Here is an 18,777-nt window from a genome sequence, read left to right on the forward strand (position 1 = left end):
CGCGCGGCCCGGCGCCCCTTCCGCTTTATCCCGGATGCTGATTTTCAGCGAAAGGAGAGCGTCATGGAAAATACGGCAAAGACCCCCGGCTACCGGAACCTCATCGAAAGCGCCATGCGCGATGAACGCGTACTTGTCCGAGTGGAAGTAGAAGCAGGAATTGCCACCGTCACAATGGACGATCAGGCAAGCTATAATGCGCTGAGCGCGACGCTTTGTTATCAGCTGCGCGAACGCATAGAGGAAACGCTGCGCCGCCCGGATGTGGAGGTGCTCATCTTGACGGGCTGCGATCCGGCTTTTTCGGCAGGCGGCGATATGCGGCTCATGGAATTTGCCGATACGATCCTGAAAGAGGGACGGGAAGGGGCTATCGGCATGTGGCGCTGGATCCGTTATCAGTTCGGCGGCGTCGCCCGCGCGCTCTCGGGCAGCGATAAATTATGCATCGCCGCGCTGAACGGGCCTGCTGCGGGCGTCGGCCTTGCCTTTGCACTTGCTTGCGACATCATTCTGGCCTCCGAGCGCGCGCGGCTCGTCACGGCCTTTGCCAAGATCGGGCTTCTGCCGGAGGTGGGCACGAACTGGCTCTTCTCCCGGCGCATCGGCCATCACCGTTTCATGGAGCTCTATTTGAGCGGGGAGGAGCTTTCCGCCGGGCAGGCGCATGATTTCGGGTTGCTCAACAAAGTCGTCCCCCATGAGACGCTGCTGGAAGAAGCCCGCGCCTTTGCCGCCCGTGCGCAGGCGCTGCCGGAGGGGCTGCTCTCCATGGCAAAACCTCTCATGCGCCGGGCAGTGGATATGTCATGGGAGGAGGCGCTCGCCATGGAGGAATATGCCGAGCCCATCTGCTTCACCACGGCGGCTCATAAAGAGGCGATCCGCGGCTTCATGAAGGCGCATCGCATAGGCAAAGGGCCGGTCTGACCCTGCGGCAATTTCCGCGAAGATTTTTGGCGCCCGGCTGGATATTGAAAGCGGTCGGCTTATCTTTCTTGAAACCTGACACATTGTCAGTAAACTCACGGCCAATCGCCCGGCCGGGCTCCTTTTTTCGGAGCCCGGAGCCGTTTTCAGGACACGGGCAAAGAAACAGAGGAAACGCGGCGGCCCGCCGGGCGCCGGAAACTGGAGGTTGGTGCCATGGATATGAGCTTTTCCCCGGAAGAGATCGCCTTCCGTGACGAGGTGCGCGCGTTTATCGCGGATAATTATCCCCAAGAGCTGCGCGATCTGAAAACGCGCGGCGACATGACCAAAGAGCAGATCCTGATGTGGCACAGGATCCTTTATAAGAAGGGCTGGATCGTTCCTCATTGGCCGGTCGAATATGGCGGCACGGGCTGGTCCATCACCCAGCGCTACATCTGGAACGAGGAATGCGCGCGCGCCGAAACGACGCCGCTTCTGCCCTTCGGCCTCTCCATGGTCGGCCCGGTGATCTACACTTTCGGCAATGAAGAGCAGAAGAAGCGCTTCCTGCCGGGCATCCTGTCGGGTGACGACTGGTGGTGCCAGGGCTATTCGGAGCCGGGCGCGGGGTCCGACCTTGCCAGCCTGCGCACGAAAGCCGTGCGCGAAGGCGATCATTACATCATCAACGGCTCGAAAACCTGGACGACGCTCGCCCAGCATGCCGACTGGATGTTCTGCCTGGCCAAGACCGATCCGGACGCCAAGGCACAGGACGCGATTTCCTTCTTCCTCATCGACATGAAAACGCCGGGCATCACCGTGCGCCCCATCATCACCATGGATGGCGGCCATGAGGTGAACGAGGTCTTCCTGGAAGACGTGAAAGTGCCGGCTGAAAACCTTATCGGCGAGGAAAACAAAGGCTGGACCTACGCCAAGTTCCTGCTCGGCAACGAGCGCTCCGGCATCGCCGGCGTCGCACGCTCGAAAAAAGCCATCGAGCGGCTGAAAAACATCGCCAAGGCGGAACTGGTGGACGGCGAGCCGCTGCTTGACCAGGAAGAGTTTTCGACCAAGATTTCCGAGGTCGAGATCGACCTGACGGCACTGGAATTCACCGAGCTGCGCACTCTGGCTGCAGAGAGCAAAGGCCAGGGACCGGGCCCCGAATCGTCCATCCTCAAGATCAAGGGGACGGAGATCCAGCAGCGCATTACCGAGCTGACTTTGGAGGCCGTGGGCCATTATGGCTTCGTTTATGCCCCGCACGGACATGAACGGACGGGTAACGAATATGTACCGGGACCCGAATATGCCGCCGGTCAGTCGCAGAATTACTTCAATATGCGCAAGACCGCGATCTATGGCGGCTCCAACGAAATTCAGCACAACATTATTGCCAAAATGGTGCTGGGCCTCTAACAAAAGGGCCAGATCGCCCGGTCTCGCGCTTTAGCGGGCCGGAAAAAGAAATTGGCGTCCGGTCCCGCGCTGGGACCGGTGCCAGCCGGCCCGCGAGGGGGCCCTTCGGGGCAGCGGAACCGAGACAAACAAACGCGCGTTAGGGCTATAACGCAGGGAAGGTAGCGAGATGGATTTTTCGTTTAGCGAGGAACAGACCCTGCTCCGGAATACGGTGCAGAGCTTCCTGCAGGACAAATACGACTTCGACACCCGCCGTAAGATCGTCGCCAGCGACGAAGGCTTCCGCCGGGACTATTGGCAGCAATTCGCCGAGCTCGGCCTGCTTGCCGCGCCGTTCTCCGAGGAGATGGGCGGTCTGGGCGGCGGCGCCATCGACACCATGATCATCATGGAAGAGTTCGGCCGCCATCTCGTCGTCGAGCCGTTCCTTGAAACCGTGGTGCTTGCCGGCGGTTTCCTGCGTGAAGGCGGCTCGCCCGCTCAGCAGGAAGAGCTGATCCCCGGCATCATCGGCGGTGAGAACATCTGGGCATTCGCTTATGCCGAGCCGCAGGGCCGCTACAATCTCGCCGATCTGAAGACGACGGCGAAGAAGGACGGCGACGACTTCGTGCTCAATGGGTACAAATGCGTCGTGCTGGCAGCCCCCTGGGCCGACAAGCTGGTCGTGACGGCCCGCACCTCCGGCGGTCAGCGCGACCGTGACGGCGTTACCGTCTTCATCGTGGACAAGGGCGCTGATGGGGTTTCCACCCGCGACTATCCGACGGTCGATGGCCGCCGCGCATCGGAAATCACCTTCGAGAACGTCAAGGTGGGCGCCGATGCCGTGATCGGCGAAGTCGACAAGGGCCTGGCGCTCGTCGAAAAAGTTACCGACCAGGCCATCGCCGCGCTCAGCGCCGAAGCCATTGGCGGCATGAAAGAGCTGAACGAAGCCACCGTCGAATATTGTAAGACGCGTAAGCAGTTCGGTGTGCCGATCGGCAAGTTCCAGGTGCTGCAGCACCGCATGGTGGACATGTTCATGGCCTATGAGCAGTCCGTTTCCATGACTTACATGGTGAACCTGAAGGTCGAGGAAGAAGAAGCCGAGCGCAAGAAAGCGGCTTCCGGCGCCAAAGTGCAGATCGGCAAGGCCGGCCGTTTCGTCGGCCAGCAGGCCGTGCAGCTTCACGGCGGCATGGGCATGACCGACGAGCTGAGCGTCGGCCATTACTTCAAGCGCCTGACCATGATCGACACGCAGTTCGGCAATGTCGACCATCACCTGAAGCGTTATTCCAGCGCCGCCTAAGCGTGCCGCAATGATCTATCGGAAAGGCCGCCTCCGGGCGGCCTTTTCTTTTGCGTTAAAGGGGACGTGCTTTCTTGCCCTTGGCGTATCCCCGCCGCTATAAGCAGGGCACCCGCGTTATTGGAGGATGATCCCATGCGTCTGTTGCTGGCTCTGCTTTTGCCCTGGCTGCAATTCTTCACCATCGGCCGTCCCTTTGCCGGGATCATCTGCCTCATTCTGCAGCTGACGCTGATTGGCTGGATTCCCGCAGCGATCTGGTCTGTCTATGCGCTGAGCCAGTACAACACGGATAAGAAGATTAGGGACGCGCTGGACGGGCGCTCCTGAAGGATCAGACGGCGAGGCGGGATTGCCCGTCTTCGAGCGTGCCCCGGTCTTTGATCGTACCGTTGACGGGGCTGTGCTTATCGATCGTGCGGTCCGCCGGGAAAATCGCCTCCGCCCGTGTACCCTCGCCAAGCCGGCTTGTCAGGCGGAACTCGCCGCCATGCTCTTCCACAAGGCCTTTGACGATGGCAAGACCGAGCCCGGTGCCTGAGCCCGGGTTCTTTTTACCGGCGGCCCCTTGCGCGAATGACTGAATGACATGCTCGATCTCATCCTCGGCAATGCCGGGGCCTTCGTCATGCACGCCGATCACCAGGCTGCCGTCGTCAAGCCGCCTTGCCACCATGTAAACCGAGCGGCCATGAGGCGAGAATTTCACGGCATTGGTCAAAAGGTTGAGCCAGGTCTGCCGGATGGCGCGCCCGTCGGCTTTTAGAAGCGGCAGGGGCGTCTCGAAATCCTCGACGATATGGACATCGTGCACGGCAGCGCGCAGATCCACGAGCTTGCGGCAATCGCGCGCCACGGATTCGATCTCCAGAAGCTCTTCGGAAAAATCCATCCGCCCCGCCTCGATGCGGGAGAGATCGAGAATGTCGTTGATGAGACCTAAGAGGTGCTGTCCGCTTGAATTGATGTCGTGGGAATATTGCTTGTAATTGTCATGGGCGTGCTTGCCGAAAAGCTCAGAATGCATGACTTCGGAAAAACCGATAATCGCATTAAGCGGTGTTCTGAGCTCATGGCTCATATTGGCAAGGAAGAGCGTCTTGGCGCGGCTTGCGTCTTCCGCTTTGCGCCGGGCAAGGTCCAGCGCCTTTTTCTCCCGCGAGAGCGCGTCGATCAAACCCTTGCGTTCATCGGCGAGATAGAAAGAGCGCTGCAGGAAGTCGTTGACGAAAGCGCACATGCGCGAGAGGAGCGCGGTAAAGAGCAAAAAGACCACGGCCCCCATCCAATTGACCGGCTGATCTGTCCATAAAAGCCTGAGGATCGTGGCGCCGCAGATCGGCGCGACGGTCGTATAGAAGGCGGGATGATAAGAGCAGCTGAAAATGGCAAGCGGGGCGGTGGAGGACGTCAGCGCGGCGATGATGAGCGCGTTATTGAGAAAGTTCCCGTCCACCCAGAAAATGAAGGCGAAGCTTGCCCAGGTAAGAGAGACGGTCATGCTGGCGGTTGCGAGCACATAGTGCCATTGCCGTTCCCATTCGTCCGAGAAATCGGTTCGGCGCGCAAGCTCTGCCAGAAACTTTCTGACCGTCAGATGATTGGCCATCATCACGACCATCATGGTGGCCCACCATAGCGCGGCGTACCAGGGGTTCACCCATTCGATGGCGAAGGACGCGGCGAAAAAGGCAAGGGTGGGCGGGGCGAAATAGAAAGCGCGCGATTGCAGTTCGGCGAAGACTCTGAGCTGCTCGGCGCGGATGCGGGCGCCGCCTGCGGCAGATTTATTGCCGGCGCCTGGTGTGCCGATGGCGACGGTGTGCGCAACGGTGGAGATATCGGTCGTGGCCGATTTGGGCAGCAATGCCGAAATCAGAACCTTGAACCGGCCCATCGGTAAACCCCCTCCCTGTTGCGGAATGGCTCCTTGGCGGAGCTGCGTTGTGCGGGCGCCAGCCTCCGCGAAAGTTCTTAACAAGCGCTTGGAGATTCAGATTAAAATTTATGAAAATTGACGCAGCGTTGCCGGGCGGCTGGGGATAACTTGGCAAAATGGCGCGTTTTCAAAGATTTACTTGAGCTCCCCCCGGCGGTGTATAAGGACGGTAACCAAAGAAAATTCAGGGAGGATTTATGTCCGGCATTTCAGACGCGCTGCTTTTCGAGAAGAACGGCCCCATCGTCACGCTCACCATCAACCGGCCGGATATGCGCAATCCGCTGGGCGAGCCGGAGGACGCGGACAATTTCACCGAGGCGGCAAACCGCATCAACGAAGACCGGGATGTGCGCTGTGTAATCCTGACGGGCGCGGGTTCCGCCTTTTCCGCCGGCGGCAACATCAAGGCGATGCGCGAGAAGTCGGACGCCTTCGAAGGGCCGCAAATCGCCATCGCCGACAAGACTTACCGGCACCGCATTCACCGCATCGTGCGCGCCGTCTGGGGCCTGGAAGTGCCGGTGATCGCCGCCGTCAACGGCCCGGCCATCGGTCTTGGCAATGATGTCGCCTGCATGTGCGACACGCGCATTGCTTCCGACAGCGCGAAATTCGGTGTGACCTTCCTGAAGATCGGCCTCGTGCCCGGCGATGGCGGGGCCTGGCTCCTGCCCAAGATCATCGGCATGGCCCGCGCCGCCGAGCTTTTCTATACCGGTGACGTGGTGGACGCGCAGACGGCGCAGGACTGGGGCCTCGTCTCCCGCGTCGTGCCCCATGACGATCTGATGGGCGAAGCGCAGAAGCTTGCTGCCAAGATCTGCAATCAGCCGCCGGACGTGCTGCGCATGACCAAGCGGCTGATGCGGGCGGGCATTACCGGCACGTTCGACACGGTGATGGATATGTCCGCCTCCATGCAGGCGCTGGCCCACGGGACGGAAGACCATATGGAGGCGCTCGACGCCTTCTTCGAGAAGCGTAAACCGGAGTTCAAGGGGCGCTGAGGGCTGACCGTATTCGTCCAGCGGCTTGTCAAAAACGAACAACGAGGTAGGGCGGCGGATTGCCGCTATCTCCTTTGCTTATTTGGCAAATCGGACGGCAGGAAGCATTTGCCGCCGGGGCATCAACGCTCTAAATTGCCCCCCAACGAGATTCCATAATCAAATAACAGGTGAGGGACAGTCATGGGTGTGATCGGTGTCGTCGCGACGATGAAAGTGCAGGCCGGCAAGGAAGCTGAATTCGAGAAGGTCTTCAAGGACCTGCAGTCCAAGGTGAAGGCCAATGAGCCCGGCTGCCTGCAATACGATCTGTGCAAATCGAAATCCAATCCGCAGACCTTCGTGATCATGGAACAGTATGAAAGCCAGGCGGCGCTGGATGCCCATGGCAAGTCCGAGTATTTCCAGGCGGCCTTTCCCGCGCTCGGCGCGGTGCTCGACGGGGCGCCCGGCCTTGAATTTCTCGACCGGATCGACTGAGGCGGCTCTTTAAAGGCGCCCGCTGCGGCACGGTCATATTTTAAAATTGGGAGACAGGTATGGACCTGACATTCAGCCCCGAAGATGAAGCCTTCCGCAAAGAAGTGCAGGCTTTCATCGCCGAGAATTTCACCGACGATCTGCGCGACAAGGTCAAGCGCACGAAGAACGGTTATCTCGATAAGGAAGACCACCTGAAATGGCAGAAGGCGCTTCATAAGAAGGGCTGGGCCGCGCCGAACTGGCCGGTGGAATTCGGCGGGCCGGGCTTCACCCCCACGCAGAAATATATTTTCTCCGTGGAAATGGGCAAAGCCGATGTGCCGCACACGATCCCCTTCGGCATCACCATGTGCGCGCCGGTGATCATGAAATACGGCTCCCAGGAGCAGAAGGATTACTTCCTGCCGAAGATCCTGGCGACCGATATCTGGTTCTGCCAGGGCTATTCCGAGCCGGGTGCCGGCTCCGACCTTGCCTCGCTGCAGTGCAAGGCCGAGAACAAGGGTGATCATTACCTCGTCAACGGCACCAAGATCTGGACCTCCGTTGCCCAGCATGCCGACTGGATTTTCTGCCTCGTGCGGACCTCCAATGAAGGCAAGCCCCAGGAAGGTATTTCCTTCCTGCTCATCGACATGAAGACGCCGGGTATCACGGTGGAGCCGATCGTCTGCCTCGACGGCACGCCCGCGCCGCACCAGGAAGTGAACCAGGTGTTCTTCGACGATGTGAAGGTGCCGATCGAAAACCGCATCGGGGAAGAGAACAAGGGCTGGACCTACGCGAAATATCTGCTCGAATTCGAACGGGGCAACGCCTATTCGCCCGGCCTCTACCACGCACTGGCCGAGATCAAGGAAATTGCCGCCGAACAGGAAATGGACGGCAAGCCGCTGATCGAAGACCCGGAATTCGCCGCCAAGATCGCCGATTATGAAGCGCAGATCAAAGCGATGGAATTCACCGAGCTGCGCATCTTCTCGGCTCTGTCGGCGGGCAAGAATGTGGGCCCGGAATCCTCGCTGCTGAAATGCCGCGGCACCGAGCTGCAGCAGCGCGGTACGGAACTGAAGCTGGAAGCGACGGGCATCTATGTGAACCCGTTCGTCGAAGACGCGCTTCTCAACACGAACGAGCCCGATATCGGCCCGGACTATGCCAAGACCGTCGCGCCTTATTACTTCTCCGTCCGCAAGACCTCGATCTTTGCCGGTTCGAACGAAGTTCAGCGCAACATCATGGCGAAAGCCGTGCTCGGCCTTTAAGGTCTGGCTGCATGAATTTGGAAAAGGCGGTGCTTTGGCGCCGCCTTTTCTTTTGGGCAGTGCTTAGCGGTGTTCCGCCCGCTTGCCATAGGCCTGCGTGATGCGGTCGAAGACGATGGCAAGAAGGACGATGGCAAGGCCCGCCACAAGCCCGCGCCCCACATCGAGGCGTTGAATGCCGAGCAGCACTTCCTCGCCCAGCCCGCGCGCGCCGATCATCGAGGCGATGACCACCATGGAAAGCGCCATCATGATCGTCTGGTTGATCCCCGCCATGATATTGGGCAAGGCAAGCGGCAGTTCGATATCCCACAGCCGCTGCCAGCGCGTCGCGCCAAGATCGGCGGCGACTTCGGTAAAACGGTCTTCGACGAGCCGCAGCCCCAGCTCCGTCAGGCGGATCAGCGGCGGCGTCGCATAGATCAGCGTGGCAAAGAGCGCGGGCACTTTGCCGAGACCGAACAGCATGAGCGCGGGAATGAGATAGACGAAACTCGGCAATGTCTGCATTGCATCGAGAAGCGGGCGGGCAATGGCGCGGGCGCGCTGCGAGCGGGCAAGGCCGATGCCCGCCGGAAGGCCGATGAGTATGGCGAAGAACACGGAAACGGCGGTCAGCGCCAGGGTCTGCATCGCAAGGTCCCAAAGCCCGAGCATGCCGACGAGGAAAAAGAGCCCGGCGAAAAGCGGCGGCGCTGCCCAGTGGCGCACCGCGTGATAGCCTGTTGCTGCGGCGAGCAGCAGCACCAGCCACCAGGGAAGCGCTTTCAGTGCCGTTTCGACGGCGAGAATGATGGCAAGAAGGCCGGTGCTCACCGCCTCGAAGAAGCCGCCATAGTTGCGTACCAGCGCGCGGGTGGCGGCATTGATGGGCTCATCGAGTGAGAGTTCCAGAAATTCGGGAAAACTGCTTTCCGGCGCGTGCGTCTTGCCTTCGATGCGGGCGGCGATGTCGGGCGTTACCCAGGCTTTCCAGATTTCCGGATGGCGCTCCAGAAAATGGCGGGCGGCATCGCGGGCACGCGCGCCGGGATTGGCGCGCAGATAGGCAAGCGCTTCACTGGTGAGCGCATTGCTTGTCCCATAAGCCGTCAGGAATTCCGCGATACGGGGCGCCGCCTTGGCAAAATCCGCATTCGCGCCGACAACCACTTCGACGGTGGGATAAGCGGTGGGCGGATTGTTGGCCGGATCATCGGCAAAGGCGCGCCATTTCGCGGGCTCGTAAGGCGGCTCTTCAAGGCGCATGAGATCGAACGCGCCAAGCACCCAGGTCGGCCCCCAATAATAAGCAACGACGGGCTCGCCCCGCTCGTAGGCTCCGGCAATGGCGGCGGCAAGCGCTGCGCCGGTGCCGGGACGAAAATTCGTGAAATCGTCCTCAAGGCCGTAGGCGCGCAGCTTGGCGGTGTTGAGGACCTCGCAGCTCCAGCCGAGAATGCAATTGTAAAAGCGTCCCTTGCTAGGTTCTTCCGGATCGCGGAAGAGGGTTTTGTAGCGGGCAAGATCGCGCACATGGGAAAGGCCGGGCGCGGCAGCCTCAATGCCGCGTGCCGCATCTCCTTCCACGAGATAGCGCGGCACATACCAGCCTTGCACGGCATCGGGAAAATTCGTGCCGAGCGAGACGACATCGCCCCGCGCCAAAGCTTCGTTCCAGGGTTCGGTGACATTGTCGAGCCAGACTTCCATAAGGATGTCGATATCGCCGCGCCCGAGCCCCGTTAAAAGCGGCAGGGAGGAGCCGGGCAGCACGTCTGTCCGGCAGCCATAGCCTTCTTCCAGGATGATGCGCGCGGTTTCTGTGTGAAAGGCGTTGGAATCCCAGTCGAGCCCGCCAAACATGATGGGCCGCTCCATCGGGCAGTTTTCCGCCCGGGCGGCGGAAGCGCCAAAGACAAGCGCGGCAAAGAGCACGAGGAAGAGGGCGGGCAAACGGGTCAAGGGCGTCTTCTCATCTTAAGGAAGCTCATCATAAGCGCATGGCGCCCCAAAACAAAAAGGGAGCCCGAAGGCTCCCTTTCAAACGCTCTATCAAGAAGGCGTTACTTCTTGCCGGCGGCATATTCGAAGAATTTGCCGGTCTGTTCGCCGCCCATGAAATAGGGCTTGGCGGTGGACAGGTCGGAGATCTTTTCCCAGTTCTCGGCAATCTTTTCGGCAACATCGTCGCCCTGGCCGAAGAACATGCCTTCCGTTTCCACGATGCGGGCGCGGGCGAAATGGCCGGCACCGGCGCAGATGATTTCACCCGTCGGCGCATCTTCGGAGGTCAGGAACATGACGGCCGGCGAAACGCTGTCCGGCGTGAACATCTGTTCGGCTTCCGGCGGCATCAGGTCCGAGGTCATGCGCGTATAGGCAACCGGGGCCAGCGCATTGGCGCGGATATTGTCTTTCTGGCCTTCCAGCTTCAGCGTGTTGATGAACCCGACAACGCCGAGCTTGGCTGCGCCGTAGTTGGTCTGGCCGAAATTGCCGTAAAGACCGGAAGAGGAGGAGGTGACGACGATGCGCCCGTAGCCCTGTTCCTTCATGATCGGCCAAACGGCTTTGGTCGGCTTCACGGAGCCGAGCAGGTGCACGTCGAGAACCAGGCTGAAATCTTTCAGGTCCATCTTCGCGAAGCTCTTGTCGCGCAGAATGCCCGCATTGTTGACGAGAATGTCGATGCGGCCGAACGCGTCCATGGTCTGCTTGATCATGTTTTCGACGCCTGCGTCGTCCGTCACGGACGAGCCGTTGGCGATGGCTTCACCGCCGGCAGCCTTGATTTCGGCAACGACCTTTTCGGCCGCTTCCGAATTGCCGCCCGTGCCGTCCACAGAACCGCCCAGGTCGTTCACGACAACCTTGGCGCCGCGGCGGGCGAATTCCAATGCGTGGCAACGGCCGAGGCCCCCGCCGGCGCCGGTGACGATGGCAACTTTGCCGTCGTAACGAATGCTCATATTGACGTCTCCTTGAACATTATTTTTGGCGTTGGGCCTTTCCGCACCTTCCCAGAGGCAAGGTGCTGCAAGACCGCCCCGCCGCGCCTTTGAAGGGGCGCAGAAGCGGAATTGGGCCCCTTTGTGCACGATGGGCGGGGAGGGGTCAAGCGGCTCGCAAGGCGCCGGGCAAAGGCCGGTTTTCTCCCGGAAAAGGCGGATTTTCCGCGGTTCGCCCTCACGCAAAAGTGGCGATTCCCTGATTGCCTGGCGGTCTTTGGCCTCTATGATGGCGGCGTTTTGACCGGGTAGAGCAGAACCAAAGCAGCGGCCGAAACGGGGGTCACAAAGAGGGGATAGGGGAATGAGCGTATATGCGCTGCAAAGCGTGGCGGGCCTCGGCGTTTTTTGCGCCCTGGCATGGCTGGTCAGCGAGAACCGGCGGGCTTTTCCCTGGCGTCTCGTGGCGGTGGGGCTTCTTTTGCAATTCGCTCTCGCGCTCTTTCTGCTCAAAGTACCGGTGGCGCGCAGCGTGCTATTCGCACTGAACGGTGTGGTGGAAGCGCTGAGTGAGGCGACGCAGGCGGGCACGGCGCTTGTCTTCGGTTATATGGGGGGCGGGCCCGCACCTTTCGATGTGACCGCGCCCGAACATGCTTTCATCCTCGGTTTTCAGGCGCTGCCTCTGGTGCTTGTCATCTCCGCGCTTTCCGCGCTCTTCTGGCATTGGCGCATTCTGGCCTGGGTAACGCGCGGCTTTGCCTGGGCGCTGGAAAAGACGATGCGTCTCGGCGGGGCGGTAGGCTTCGGCACGGCGGCCAATGTCTTTCTGGGCATGGTCGAGGCGCCGCTTCTCATCCGGCCTTATTTTGAAAAACTGACGCGCTCGGAGCTTTTCATGCTGATGAGCGTCGGCCTTGCAACGGTGGCGGGCACCGTCATCGTGCTTTATGCGGCAATCGTCGGCCCTGTCATCGAAGGCGCGCTGGGGCAGATCATTACCGCCTCGCTTATCTCGCTGCCTGCCGCCATCCTCATGGCGCAGATCATGGTGCCGGGGGATGAGGTGACGGAGACGGGCCGCGTCGAGGCCGATCTTGGCTATCACAGCGCCATGGATGCGGTCACGCAAGGCACGGCGCAAGGCCTCGCGCTGCTTCTCAACATCATCGCCATGCTTTTGGTGCTGACCGCGCTTGTCGCGCTCGTCAATATCGTGCTTGGAACGTTGCCGGATGTGGGCGGCGGACCGCTGACCCTGCAGCGCATGCTGGGCTGGATATTCGCGCCGCTCGTCTGGCTGATGGGGGTGCCGGCGGGGGAAAGCCTCACCGCCGGTCAGCTCATGGGCACGAAGACGATCCTGAATGAATTTCTGGCCTATCTGGAATTCGCCAGACTGCCGGAAGAGGCGCTGAGCCCGCGCGCCGACATGATCATGCTCTATGCCATGTGCGGCTTTGCCAATCTGGGCAGCGTCGGCATCATGATCGGGGGGCTGACGACACTTGTGCCTTCCCGGCGGCAGGAAATCATCGGCCTTTCCATGAAGGCGCTTGTGGCAGGCACGCTTGCGACCTCCATGACCGGTGCGGTGATCGGAATTTTGAATTGAAGCGGCATGCCTGCCCGCTTCATCGCGACTGACGACAACAATAAGAAGGGAGACAAAGATGAAGATCTATGAAACCAAAGCCGCCCCCAACCCGCGCCGCGTGCGGGTGTTCCTCGCCGAAAAAGGCATCGAGGTGCCTTATGTCGAAGTGAACATGATGAAGGGCGAGCATAAGACGCCCGATTACCGCAAGCTCAACCCGCTGGGCCAGGTGCCGACGCTGGAGCTCGATGACGGCACGATCGTCACCGAGACGCTGTCGATTTGCCGTTATTTCGAAGAGACCAATCCCGAGCCGCCGCTTTTCGGGCGCACCGCGCTTGAAAAGGCGCATGTGGATATGTGGCAGCGCCGCGTCGAATTCGGCCTGATGCTGCCGGTCGCTTTCTTCTTCCGTCACACCAATCCGATGATGGCGCAGCTTGAAGAGCAGAACCCGGAATGGGGCAATCAGAATAAAGACCGGGCGATCAAATATATGAAGTTCATGGACCGGGAACTGGAAGGCCATGACTATCTAGTGGGGGATTATTTCTCGGTTGCCGATATTGTCGGCCTGACCACGGTGGATTTCGCGAAATTCGCCGGGCTCGACATTCCCGCCGAATTCAAGAACCTGACCGCCTGGCACCAGCGCCTTGCCGCGCGTCCCAGCGCCAAGGCCTAAGGTTAGGACGAAAGGCAAGAGGCGGCGCCAGGGTACGGTAGACGCCGCCTCTTCCCCCCAATCCCCGTGCGTTCCGCCCCTGGCAGGGAAGGAACAGGGTGTGTCATGGCCGAAGGACCATGGGCAAAGCATGGCCGGGCCAAGATGAACCGCACCTGAAAAGCGGCTTGCGCTGCGCTTCTCTCGGATAGTAAGAATAATTTACTAATAACGGGAGGAGGCTGAATGCCGGAGCGCAGCGCACCAGCGGGGGAGATATCGCTCGCCCGCCTGGCAGCTTACGGACAAATGGTGGTGCCGCTGGCCGTGGTCGGCCTGCCGCTCGCCATTTACATTCCCCCCTTTTATGGCGGCACGCTCGGTCTCGATCTCGCATTGATCGGTACTTTGCTGATGCTGGCGCGCTTCAGCGATGTGGTGACGGACCCGATGATCGGCCGGCTTTCCGATTTGACGCGCACGCGCTGGGGGCGTCGGCGGCCCTGGATACTCGCGGGCCTGCCGGTGATGGTGATCTCCGCCTATATGCTGTTCCTGCCGCCGGAAGGGGCGGGCGCGCTTTACCTACTGGGCGCGATCGTTGCGCTTTATTTCGGCTTCACGCTTATCGTCATTCCTTACGGCGCCTGGGGCGCGGAGCTTGTCGGCGGCTATGAGGAGCGCAACAAAGTCACCGGCAGCCGGGAAATTTTTCTCGTTGCCGGCATCTTGCTGGCGCTGCTCGTGCCGGTCATTGCGACGGAAGCGGTGGAGGCAGGCGGCACGGGCCAGGCCGTGACGCGGGAGGCCATGGCCTCGCTCGGCTGGCTGACCGTGATACTCGTGCCTCTTTGCGGGTTCGTGCTGCTTGCCTTTGTCGGTGAGCCCCCGGCGCGTCTCGATGTTTCCGCTGCCGCGCAAACGGCCGGCCCTGCCGAGATGCTGCGTCAGATCAAACCGCTCTTGAAAAACGGGCCTTTCCGCATCGTGCTTTTGTCGTCGGTTTGCGGGGCGCTGGCAGGCTCGGTCAATGCGAGCGTTGCCATTCTCTTTTATGATCATGTGGCGGGCATCGGCGAGGAAGGGCTGGTGCTCATCCTCGTGCTCTTTACTGCGGCGCTTGCCGGAACGCCTCTCTGGGTGCGCCTTGGCGCGCGGCTCGGCAAGCACAAGGCGATTGCGCTGGCCGGCCTCATCAATATGGGCGCCTTCGCCATCATCCCGTTCATTATCTATGGCCTCAAACCGCTCGATGCAGGATATGTGCTGCCGGCCATGTTCGCGGTGACAATCGTGCGCGGGGCGACCATGTCCGCTTCCGGCGTGCTCGGCATGTCGATCCTTGCCGATGTGGCCGATCTCGATACGCTGAAAACCGGTGAGCAGCGCACCGGCTTTCTCTTTTCGTTTCTCGGCATGGTGCGCAAGATTTTCGAGGCGGCGGGCGTCGGCATCGCCCTGCCCATCGTCTCCTGGTTCGGCTTCAATCCGGGGCTGGAAGAAAATTCGGAGGCGGCGCTTTTCTCGCTGCTGGCGATGTATTGCCTTTTGCCGCTTTTATTGTGGCTTGCCTCGATCGCTATTATCTGGCGCTACCCCATCACCCCGGCGCGCCAGGAACGTTTGCGCCGCGCGCTGCGCCTGAAGGAGGCGCGCAGGGCCGTTCATTCAGCCGCTTCTTGAGCGCGCAAGGAAAAAGCATCGGCCAGAAGCTCGTAAGAACGCAGCCGGTCTTCATGGTCATGGGTGATGGTGAGGATGACAAGCTCGTCCGCGCCGTAGGTTTCCACCATCTCCAGCAGCTTGGCGCGCACCTGCTCCGGGCTGCCGGTAACGGAGCGCTGCTCGACCGCCTCCAGCATGGCCTTCTCGCGTTCCGAATAAGGATAGGTGAGCGCATCTTCCACCGGCCAGAAGCGTTCGGCCTGATTCTGCAAAAGCTTGACGACCCAATGGTTGCGCGAGGCGGCGATGCGTTTGGCTTTTTCTTCCGTCTCGCCCACCATGACCGAGACGCCGAGCGACACATAAGGCCGGCTGAGGCGCGGAGAGGGACGGAAGCTCTGGCGGTAAATCTCCACCGGCCCCGTGCCCGCATCCTGATTGATGAAATGAGCAAAGGAATAGGGCATGCCGAACTGCCCGGCATGGGCGGCCCCGTCACCGCCCGAGCCTAGCATCCAAAGCTCGGGGAAACCCTCGCCGCGCGGCATGGCATGAATGCCTTTGTAAGGGTGCTCGTCAGGAAAACCGCCCGCGCTTCCCTCAAGCCCGTTCGCATCTTCCAGAAACTGGATGAGGAGTTCCACCTGCTGGGGAAAGACCGCAATGTCATAGGCCTGCGGGCCGGGCTGCAGCGCGCGCGTGGTGCGCAGATCCGTGCCGGGTGCGCGGCCCATGCCGAGATCGATACGGCCGGGATAAAGCGATTCGAGGAGGCGGAACTGCTCGGCCACTTTCAGCGGGCTGTAATGGGGCATCATCACGCCGCCGGAGCCGACGCGCATGCGCGTGGTGGCGGCGCCGAGCGCGGCGATCATGATTTCGGGCGCCGAGCCTGCGAAGGATTTCGAATTATGGTGCTCGGCCACCCAGTAGCGGTGATAGCCCCATTTGTCGCAATGCCGGGCAAGGTCGATCGTCTCGGCAAGCGCCTCTGCCGCCGTGCCGTCGCGCCTGATGGGGCTTTGGTCGAGAACGCCGAGCTTGATCATGCTTCCTCCCGAGGCCCCGCCGGTTTTATTTATTGCGTGGGCCGATTCTCTTGATGACGCCCGAGAAAGGCATCAGCGTTTCACCTTCGCAGGTCACTTCACCTCGAACGAATATGAGGCTCTTTGTGTTTTTGACAACCTCGCCCGTTGCCTCGATCAGCTTACCGGCCTGGCCCGCGGCGACAAAATCGCTGTTGAAGGAGACGGTGACGCAAGGCCCGCCCGTCAATTCGCCTGCAATGGCAAAGAGCGAGTAATCGGCAAAGGTCATCAGTGCGCCGCCATGCAGGAAGCCGCCGCCATTACAATGGGTCGGTGTGGAAACGAAGGCGCAGCGGATACTGCCATCGTCCATTTTCTTGAAGAAATAGGGCCCGGCATGATCCTCGAACGGGTCCGTACCATCCCAACTGACATATCCTTCGGGCAACACGGCCCCGGCATTACTCTCGCCCATTAGAGAATCTCCAGAATGTGATTTGGCGGCTATGTAGCAGGGCGGGACGGCAAAATCTAGTCACTGACCAATTTTCCGGATTTTTCGTGCGCCACGGCCTTCAAACCTGCGCTTTGACGCGGCGCGCCCGGTGCCCTAAATTCCCGGCCAATCCGGCTCCCGCCAGAGCCCCATCATCATTCAGGAAGGCAGACCCTATGGCCCTGGATCAGGAAACCCGCGAGCAGCTTATCTCTTCCATCCGCCGTTTCGTCGATGAAAGGCTGCGCCCGCTTGAAGCGCAGGTCTCCGAGAAGGACGAAGTGCCGGAAGATGTGGTGCAGGAAATGCGCGAGCTCGGGCTTTTCGGTCTTTCCATCCCGGAAGAACATGGCGGCCTCGGCCTTTCCATGGAAGAAGAATGCCTGTTGATGTTCGAGATGGGCCGCACGTCGCCCGCCTTCCGTTCCGTCTTCGGCACGAATGTCGGCATCGGCAGTCAGGGCATCGTTATGCATGGCCGCCCGGACCAGAAGGAAGAATGGTTGCCGAAACTTGCGAGCGGCGAAGTGATCGCAAGCTTTGCCTTGACCGAGCCGGAAGCCGGTTCCGACGCCGCCTCCCTGCGCACCACGGCGATCAAGGACGGCGACCATTATGTGATCAACGGCACGAAGCGCTACATCACCAATGCGAACCGGGCGGGCATTTTCACGCTGATGGCGCGCACCGATCCGGCAACGCCCGGCGCCAAGGGCGTTTCCGCTTTCATCGTGCCCTCCGATACGCCGGGCATCACGCTCGGCAAGCCGGACAAGAAAATGGGCCAGCAGGGCGCGCATATTTGCGACGTGATTTTCGAGGATGCGCGCATTCCCGCTTCCTGCTTGCTCGGCGATAAAGAAGGCAAAGGCTTCGTCACCGCCATGCAGGTGCTGGAGCGCGGCCGTCTACATATTTCCGCGATCTGTGTGGGTGTGGCCGAGCGTCTTCTGGAAGACAGCGTGCAATATGCCGCCGAGCGCAAACAGTTCGGCACCGCCATTGGCGAGCACCAGCTCGTGCAGGCCATGCTTGCCGACTGTAAGACGGAAGCTTATGCCGCCCGCTGTATGGTGCTGGATGCCGCGCGCCGCCGCGATCAGGGTGAGAATGTCGGCACGGAATCATCCTGCTGTAAATATTTCGCCTCGGAGATGGTGGGCCGTGTCGCGGACAAGGCCGTGCAGATTTTCGGCGGGGCAGGCTATGTCGCCGATTATGGCATCGAGCGTTTCTATCGCGACGTGCGTATTTTCCGCATCTATGAAGGCACGAGCCAAATCCAGCAGATGATTATCGGCCGCAATCTGGTGCGCGAGGCCCAGCAGTAAGAGGCCCGTTCATAACGGGTCTGTGATGTGCGGGCGCGCGGGCGGCGGTCTAGGTTGGCTGCATGAGTGAACGCAAGAAAAACACAGCCGCCAAGTCGCTTGACGGATTGCTGACGCAGATTCGTGCCTGCCGTCTCTGCGCCGAAGATCCTCTCAAGGGCAAACCGCTGCCGCATGAGCCGCGCCCAGTCATCCGCGCGGCTAAAAGCGCGCGCATTTGCGTGGCGGGCCAAGCGCCGGGTACGCGGGTACATGCGACAGGCATTCCCTTCAACGATCCGAGCGGCGACAGGCTGCGCGAGTGGATGGGAGTGGACCGCGACACGTTTTACGATGAAAGCCGCATCGCCATCGTGCCCATGGGGTTCTGCTTTCCGGGTCTCGACGACAAGGGCGGGGACTTGCCGCCGCGCAAGGAATGCGCGCCCGCCTGGCGCGCGCAGGTTTTCGAGCATTTGCCGAATTTGGAACTTGTGCTGCTGATAGGGCAATATGCGCAGACGTGGCATCTGGGTAAGGCGCGCAAGAAAAGCATGACCGACACGGTTCTGCATTGGCGCGATTATGGCCCAACTTATTTGCCGCTTCCGCATCCGTCCTGGCGCAACAATGTTTGGCTTAAAAAGAATCTCTGGTTCGAAGAAGAAGTTTTCCCGCATTTGCGCGGCGAAGTGGCCCGGCTCCTGCGCTAGTCTGGCGGCGGTTTTCTGCGCGGCATTTCTTCTT

General features: G+C 60.7%; 17 protein-coding genes and 1 pseudogene. 12 read left to right on the top strand and 6 right to left on the bottom strand.

The features are described from left to right. Positions 1-63: 63 nt before the first annotated feature. The 4 genes from ACOQOT_RS05265 to ACOQOT_RS05280 all read left to right on the top strand — a co-directional run bounded on the left by ACOQOT_RS05265 (position 64) and on the right by ACOQOT_RS05280 (position 3,970). Positions 64-930, top strand: a complete 867-nt coding sequence (locus ACOQOT_RS05265; RefSeq protein WP_420561328.1) for an enoyl-CoA hydratase/isomerase family protein — start codon at positions 64-66, stop codon at positions 928-930. A 216-nt stretch (positions 931-1,146) separates the two neighbouring features. Next, positions 1,147-2,340 (top strand): acyl-CoA dehydrogenase family protein, encoded by a 1,194-nt coding sequence (locus ACOQOT_RS05270; RefSeq protein WP_420561329.1) that lies wholly within the window; start codon positions 1,147-1,149, stop codon positions 2,338-2,340. A 169-nt stretch (positions 2,341-2,509) separates the two neighbouring features. After that, on the top strand, positions 2,510-3,640 hold the full coding sequence (locus ACOQOT_RS05275) for an acyl-CoA dehydrogenase family protein (RefSeq protein WP_420561330.1): 1,131 nt from the start codon (positions 2,510-2,512) through the stop codon (positions 3,638-3,640). Positions 3,641-3,775: 135 nt separating this feature from the next. Then, complete coding sequence (locus tag ACOQOT_RS05280; protein ID WP_420561331.1) at positions 3,776-3,970, top strand: YqaE/Pmp3 family membrane protein; 195 nt, start codon at positions 3,776-3,778, stop codon at positions 3,968-3,970. A 4-nt stretch (positions 3,971-3,974) separates the two neighbouring features. Here the strand turns inward: ACOQOT_RS05280 and ACOQOT_RS05285 are convergent, their stop codons facing one another. Further along, positions 3,975-5,537, bottom strand: coding sequence for a sensor histidine kinase (locus ACOQOT_RS05285; RefSeq protein WP_420561332.1), 1,563 nt, complete (start codon positions 5,535-5,537; stop codon positions 3,975-3,977). Between the two features lie 239 nt (positions 5,538-5,776). Between ACOQOT_RS05285 and ACOQOT_RS05290 the strand changes: the two genes are divergently transcribed. The 3 genes from ACOQOT_RS05290 to ACOQOT_RS05300 all read left to right on the top strand — a co-directional run bounded on the left by ACOQOT_RS05290 (position 5,777) and on the right by ACOQOT_RS05300 (position 8,337). Beyond that, a complete protein-coding gene (locus tag ACOQOT_RS05290; RefSeq protein WP_420561333.1) occupies positions 5,777-6,589 on the top strand; it encodes a crotonase/enoyl-CoA hydratase family protein in 813 nt (270 codons plus the stop codon). 183 nt (positions 6,590-6,772) lie between these two features. Beyond that, the gene (locus ACOQOT_RS05295; RefSeq protein WP_420561334.1) at positions 6,773-7,069 is read left to right on the top strand and encodes a putative quinol monooxygenase; all 297 of its coding nucleotides are present in this window, start codon (positions 6,773-6,775) and stop codon (positions 7,067-7,069) included. A gap of 59 nt (positions 7,070-7,128) precedes the next feature. Beyond that, positions 7,129-8,337 carry an acyl-CoA dehydrogenase family protein gene (locus ACOQOT_RS05300; protein WP_420561335.1) on the top strand — a complete coding sequence of 403 codons (1,209 nt, stop codon included), beginning with the start codon at positions 7,129-7,131 and terminating at the stop codon, positions 8,335-8,337. Between the two features lie 63 nt (positions 8,338-8,400). On the opposite strand, the gene ACOQOT_RS05305 is transcribed toward ACOQOT_RS05300, so the two are convergent. From ACOQOT_RS05305 to ACOQOT_RS05315, 3 genes and pseudogenes are all read right to left on the bottom strand, one after another. Further along, the gene (locus tag ACOQOT_RS05305; RefSeq protein ID WP_420561908.1) at positions 8,401-9,276 is read right to left on the bottom strand and encodes an ABC transporter permease; all 876 of its coding nucleotides are present in this window, start codon (positions 9,274-9,276) and stop codon (positions 8,401-8,403) included. Positions 9,277-9,387: 111 nt separating this feature from the next. Then, positions 9,388-10,197, bottom strand: a pseudogene (locus tag ACOQOT_RS05310) (ABC transporter substrate-binding protein); the annotation flags it as partial. A gap of 185 nt (positions 10,198-10,382) precedes the next feature. After that, positions 10,383-11,288 carry an SDR family oxidoreductase gene (locus tag ACOQOT_RS05315; RefSeq protein ID WP_420561336.1) on the bottom strand — a complete coding sequence of 302 codons (906 nt, stop codon included), beginning with the start codon at positions 11,286-11,288 and terminating at the stop codon, positions 10,383-10,385. Between the two features lie 343 nt (positions 11,289-11,631). Here ACOQOT_RS05315 and ACOQOT_RS05320 point away from each other — a divergent pair, with 343 nt between their 5' ends. From ACOQOT_RS05320 to ACOQOT_RS05330, 3 genes are all read left to right on the top strand, one after another. Then, positions 11,632-12,882: a NupC/NupG family nucleoside CNT transporter gene (locus tag ACOQOT_RS05320; protein WP_420561337.1), complete on the top strand. Its 1,251-nt coding sequence runs from the start codon at positions 11,632-11,634 to the stop codon at positions 12,880-12,882. 58 nt (positions 12,883-12,940) lie between these two features. After that, positions 12,941-13,549, top strand: coding sequence for a glutathione S-transferase family protein (locus ACOQOT_RS05325; protein ID WP_420561338.1), 609 nt, complete (start codon positions 12,941-12,943; stop codon positions 13,547-13,549). A 225-nt stretch (positions 13,550-13,774) separates the two neighbouring features. Continuing rightward, on the top strand, positions 13,775-15,211 hold the full coding sequence (locus tag ACOQOT_RS05330; protein WP_420561339.1) for an MFS transporter: 1,437 nt from the start codon (positions 13,775-13,777) through the stop codon (positions 15,209-15,211). Here ACOQOT_RS05330 and ACOQOT_RS05335 read toward each other — a convergent pair. Beyond that, positions 15,193-16,242 carry an LLM class flavin-dependent oxidoreductase gene (locus ACOQOT_RS05335; RefSeq protein ID WP_420561340.1) on the bottom strand — a complete coding sequence of 350 codons (1,050 nt, stop codon included), beginning with the start codon at positions 16,240-16,242 and terminating at the stop codon, positions 15,193-15,195. The two genes, ACOQOT_RS05330 and ACOQOT_RS05335, sit on opposite strands and share 19 nt — an antisense overlap. Before the next feature lie 25 nt (positions 16,243-16,267). Further along, the gene (locus tag ACOQOT_RS05340; RefSeq protein WP_420561341.1) at positions 16,268-16,699 is read right to left on the bottom strand and encodes a PaaI family thioesterase; all 432 of its coding nucleotides are present in this window, start codon (positions 16,697-16,699) and stop codon (positions 16,268-16,270) included. 197 nt (positions 16,700-16,896) lie between these two features. Between ACOQOT_RS05340 and ACOQOT_RS05345 the strand changes: the two genes are divergently transcribed. Next, positions 16,897-18,051, top strand: coding sequence for an acyl-CoA dehydrogenase family protein (locus tag ACOQOT_RS05345; protein ID WP_420561342.1), 1,155 nt, complete (start codon positions 16,897-16,899; stop codon positions 18,049-18,051). A gap of 62 nt (positions 18,052-18,113) precedes the next feature. Continuing rightward, entirely contained in the window at positions 18,114-18,743 is a 630-nt protein-coding gene (locus ACOQOT_RS05350) for a uracil-DNA glycosylase family protein (protein WP_420561343.1), read from the top strand. Positions 18,744-18,777 lie beyond the last annotated feature (34 nt).

This window comes from Tepidicaulis sp., from assembly GCF_965222285.1.
Classification (GTDB): Bacteria; Pseudomonadota; Alphaproteobacteria; order Parvibaculales; family Parvibaculaceae; genus Tepidicaulis.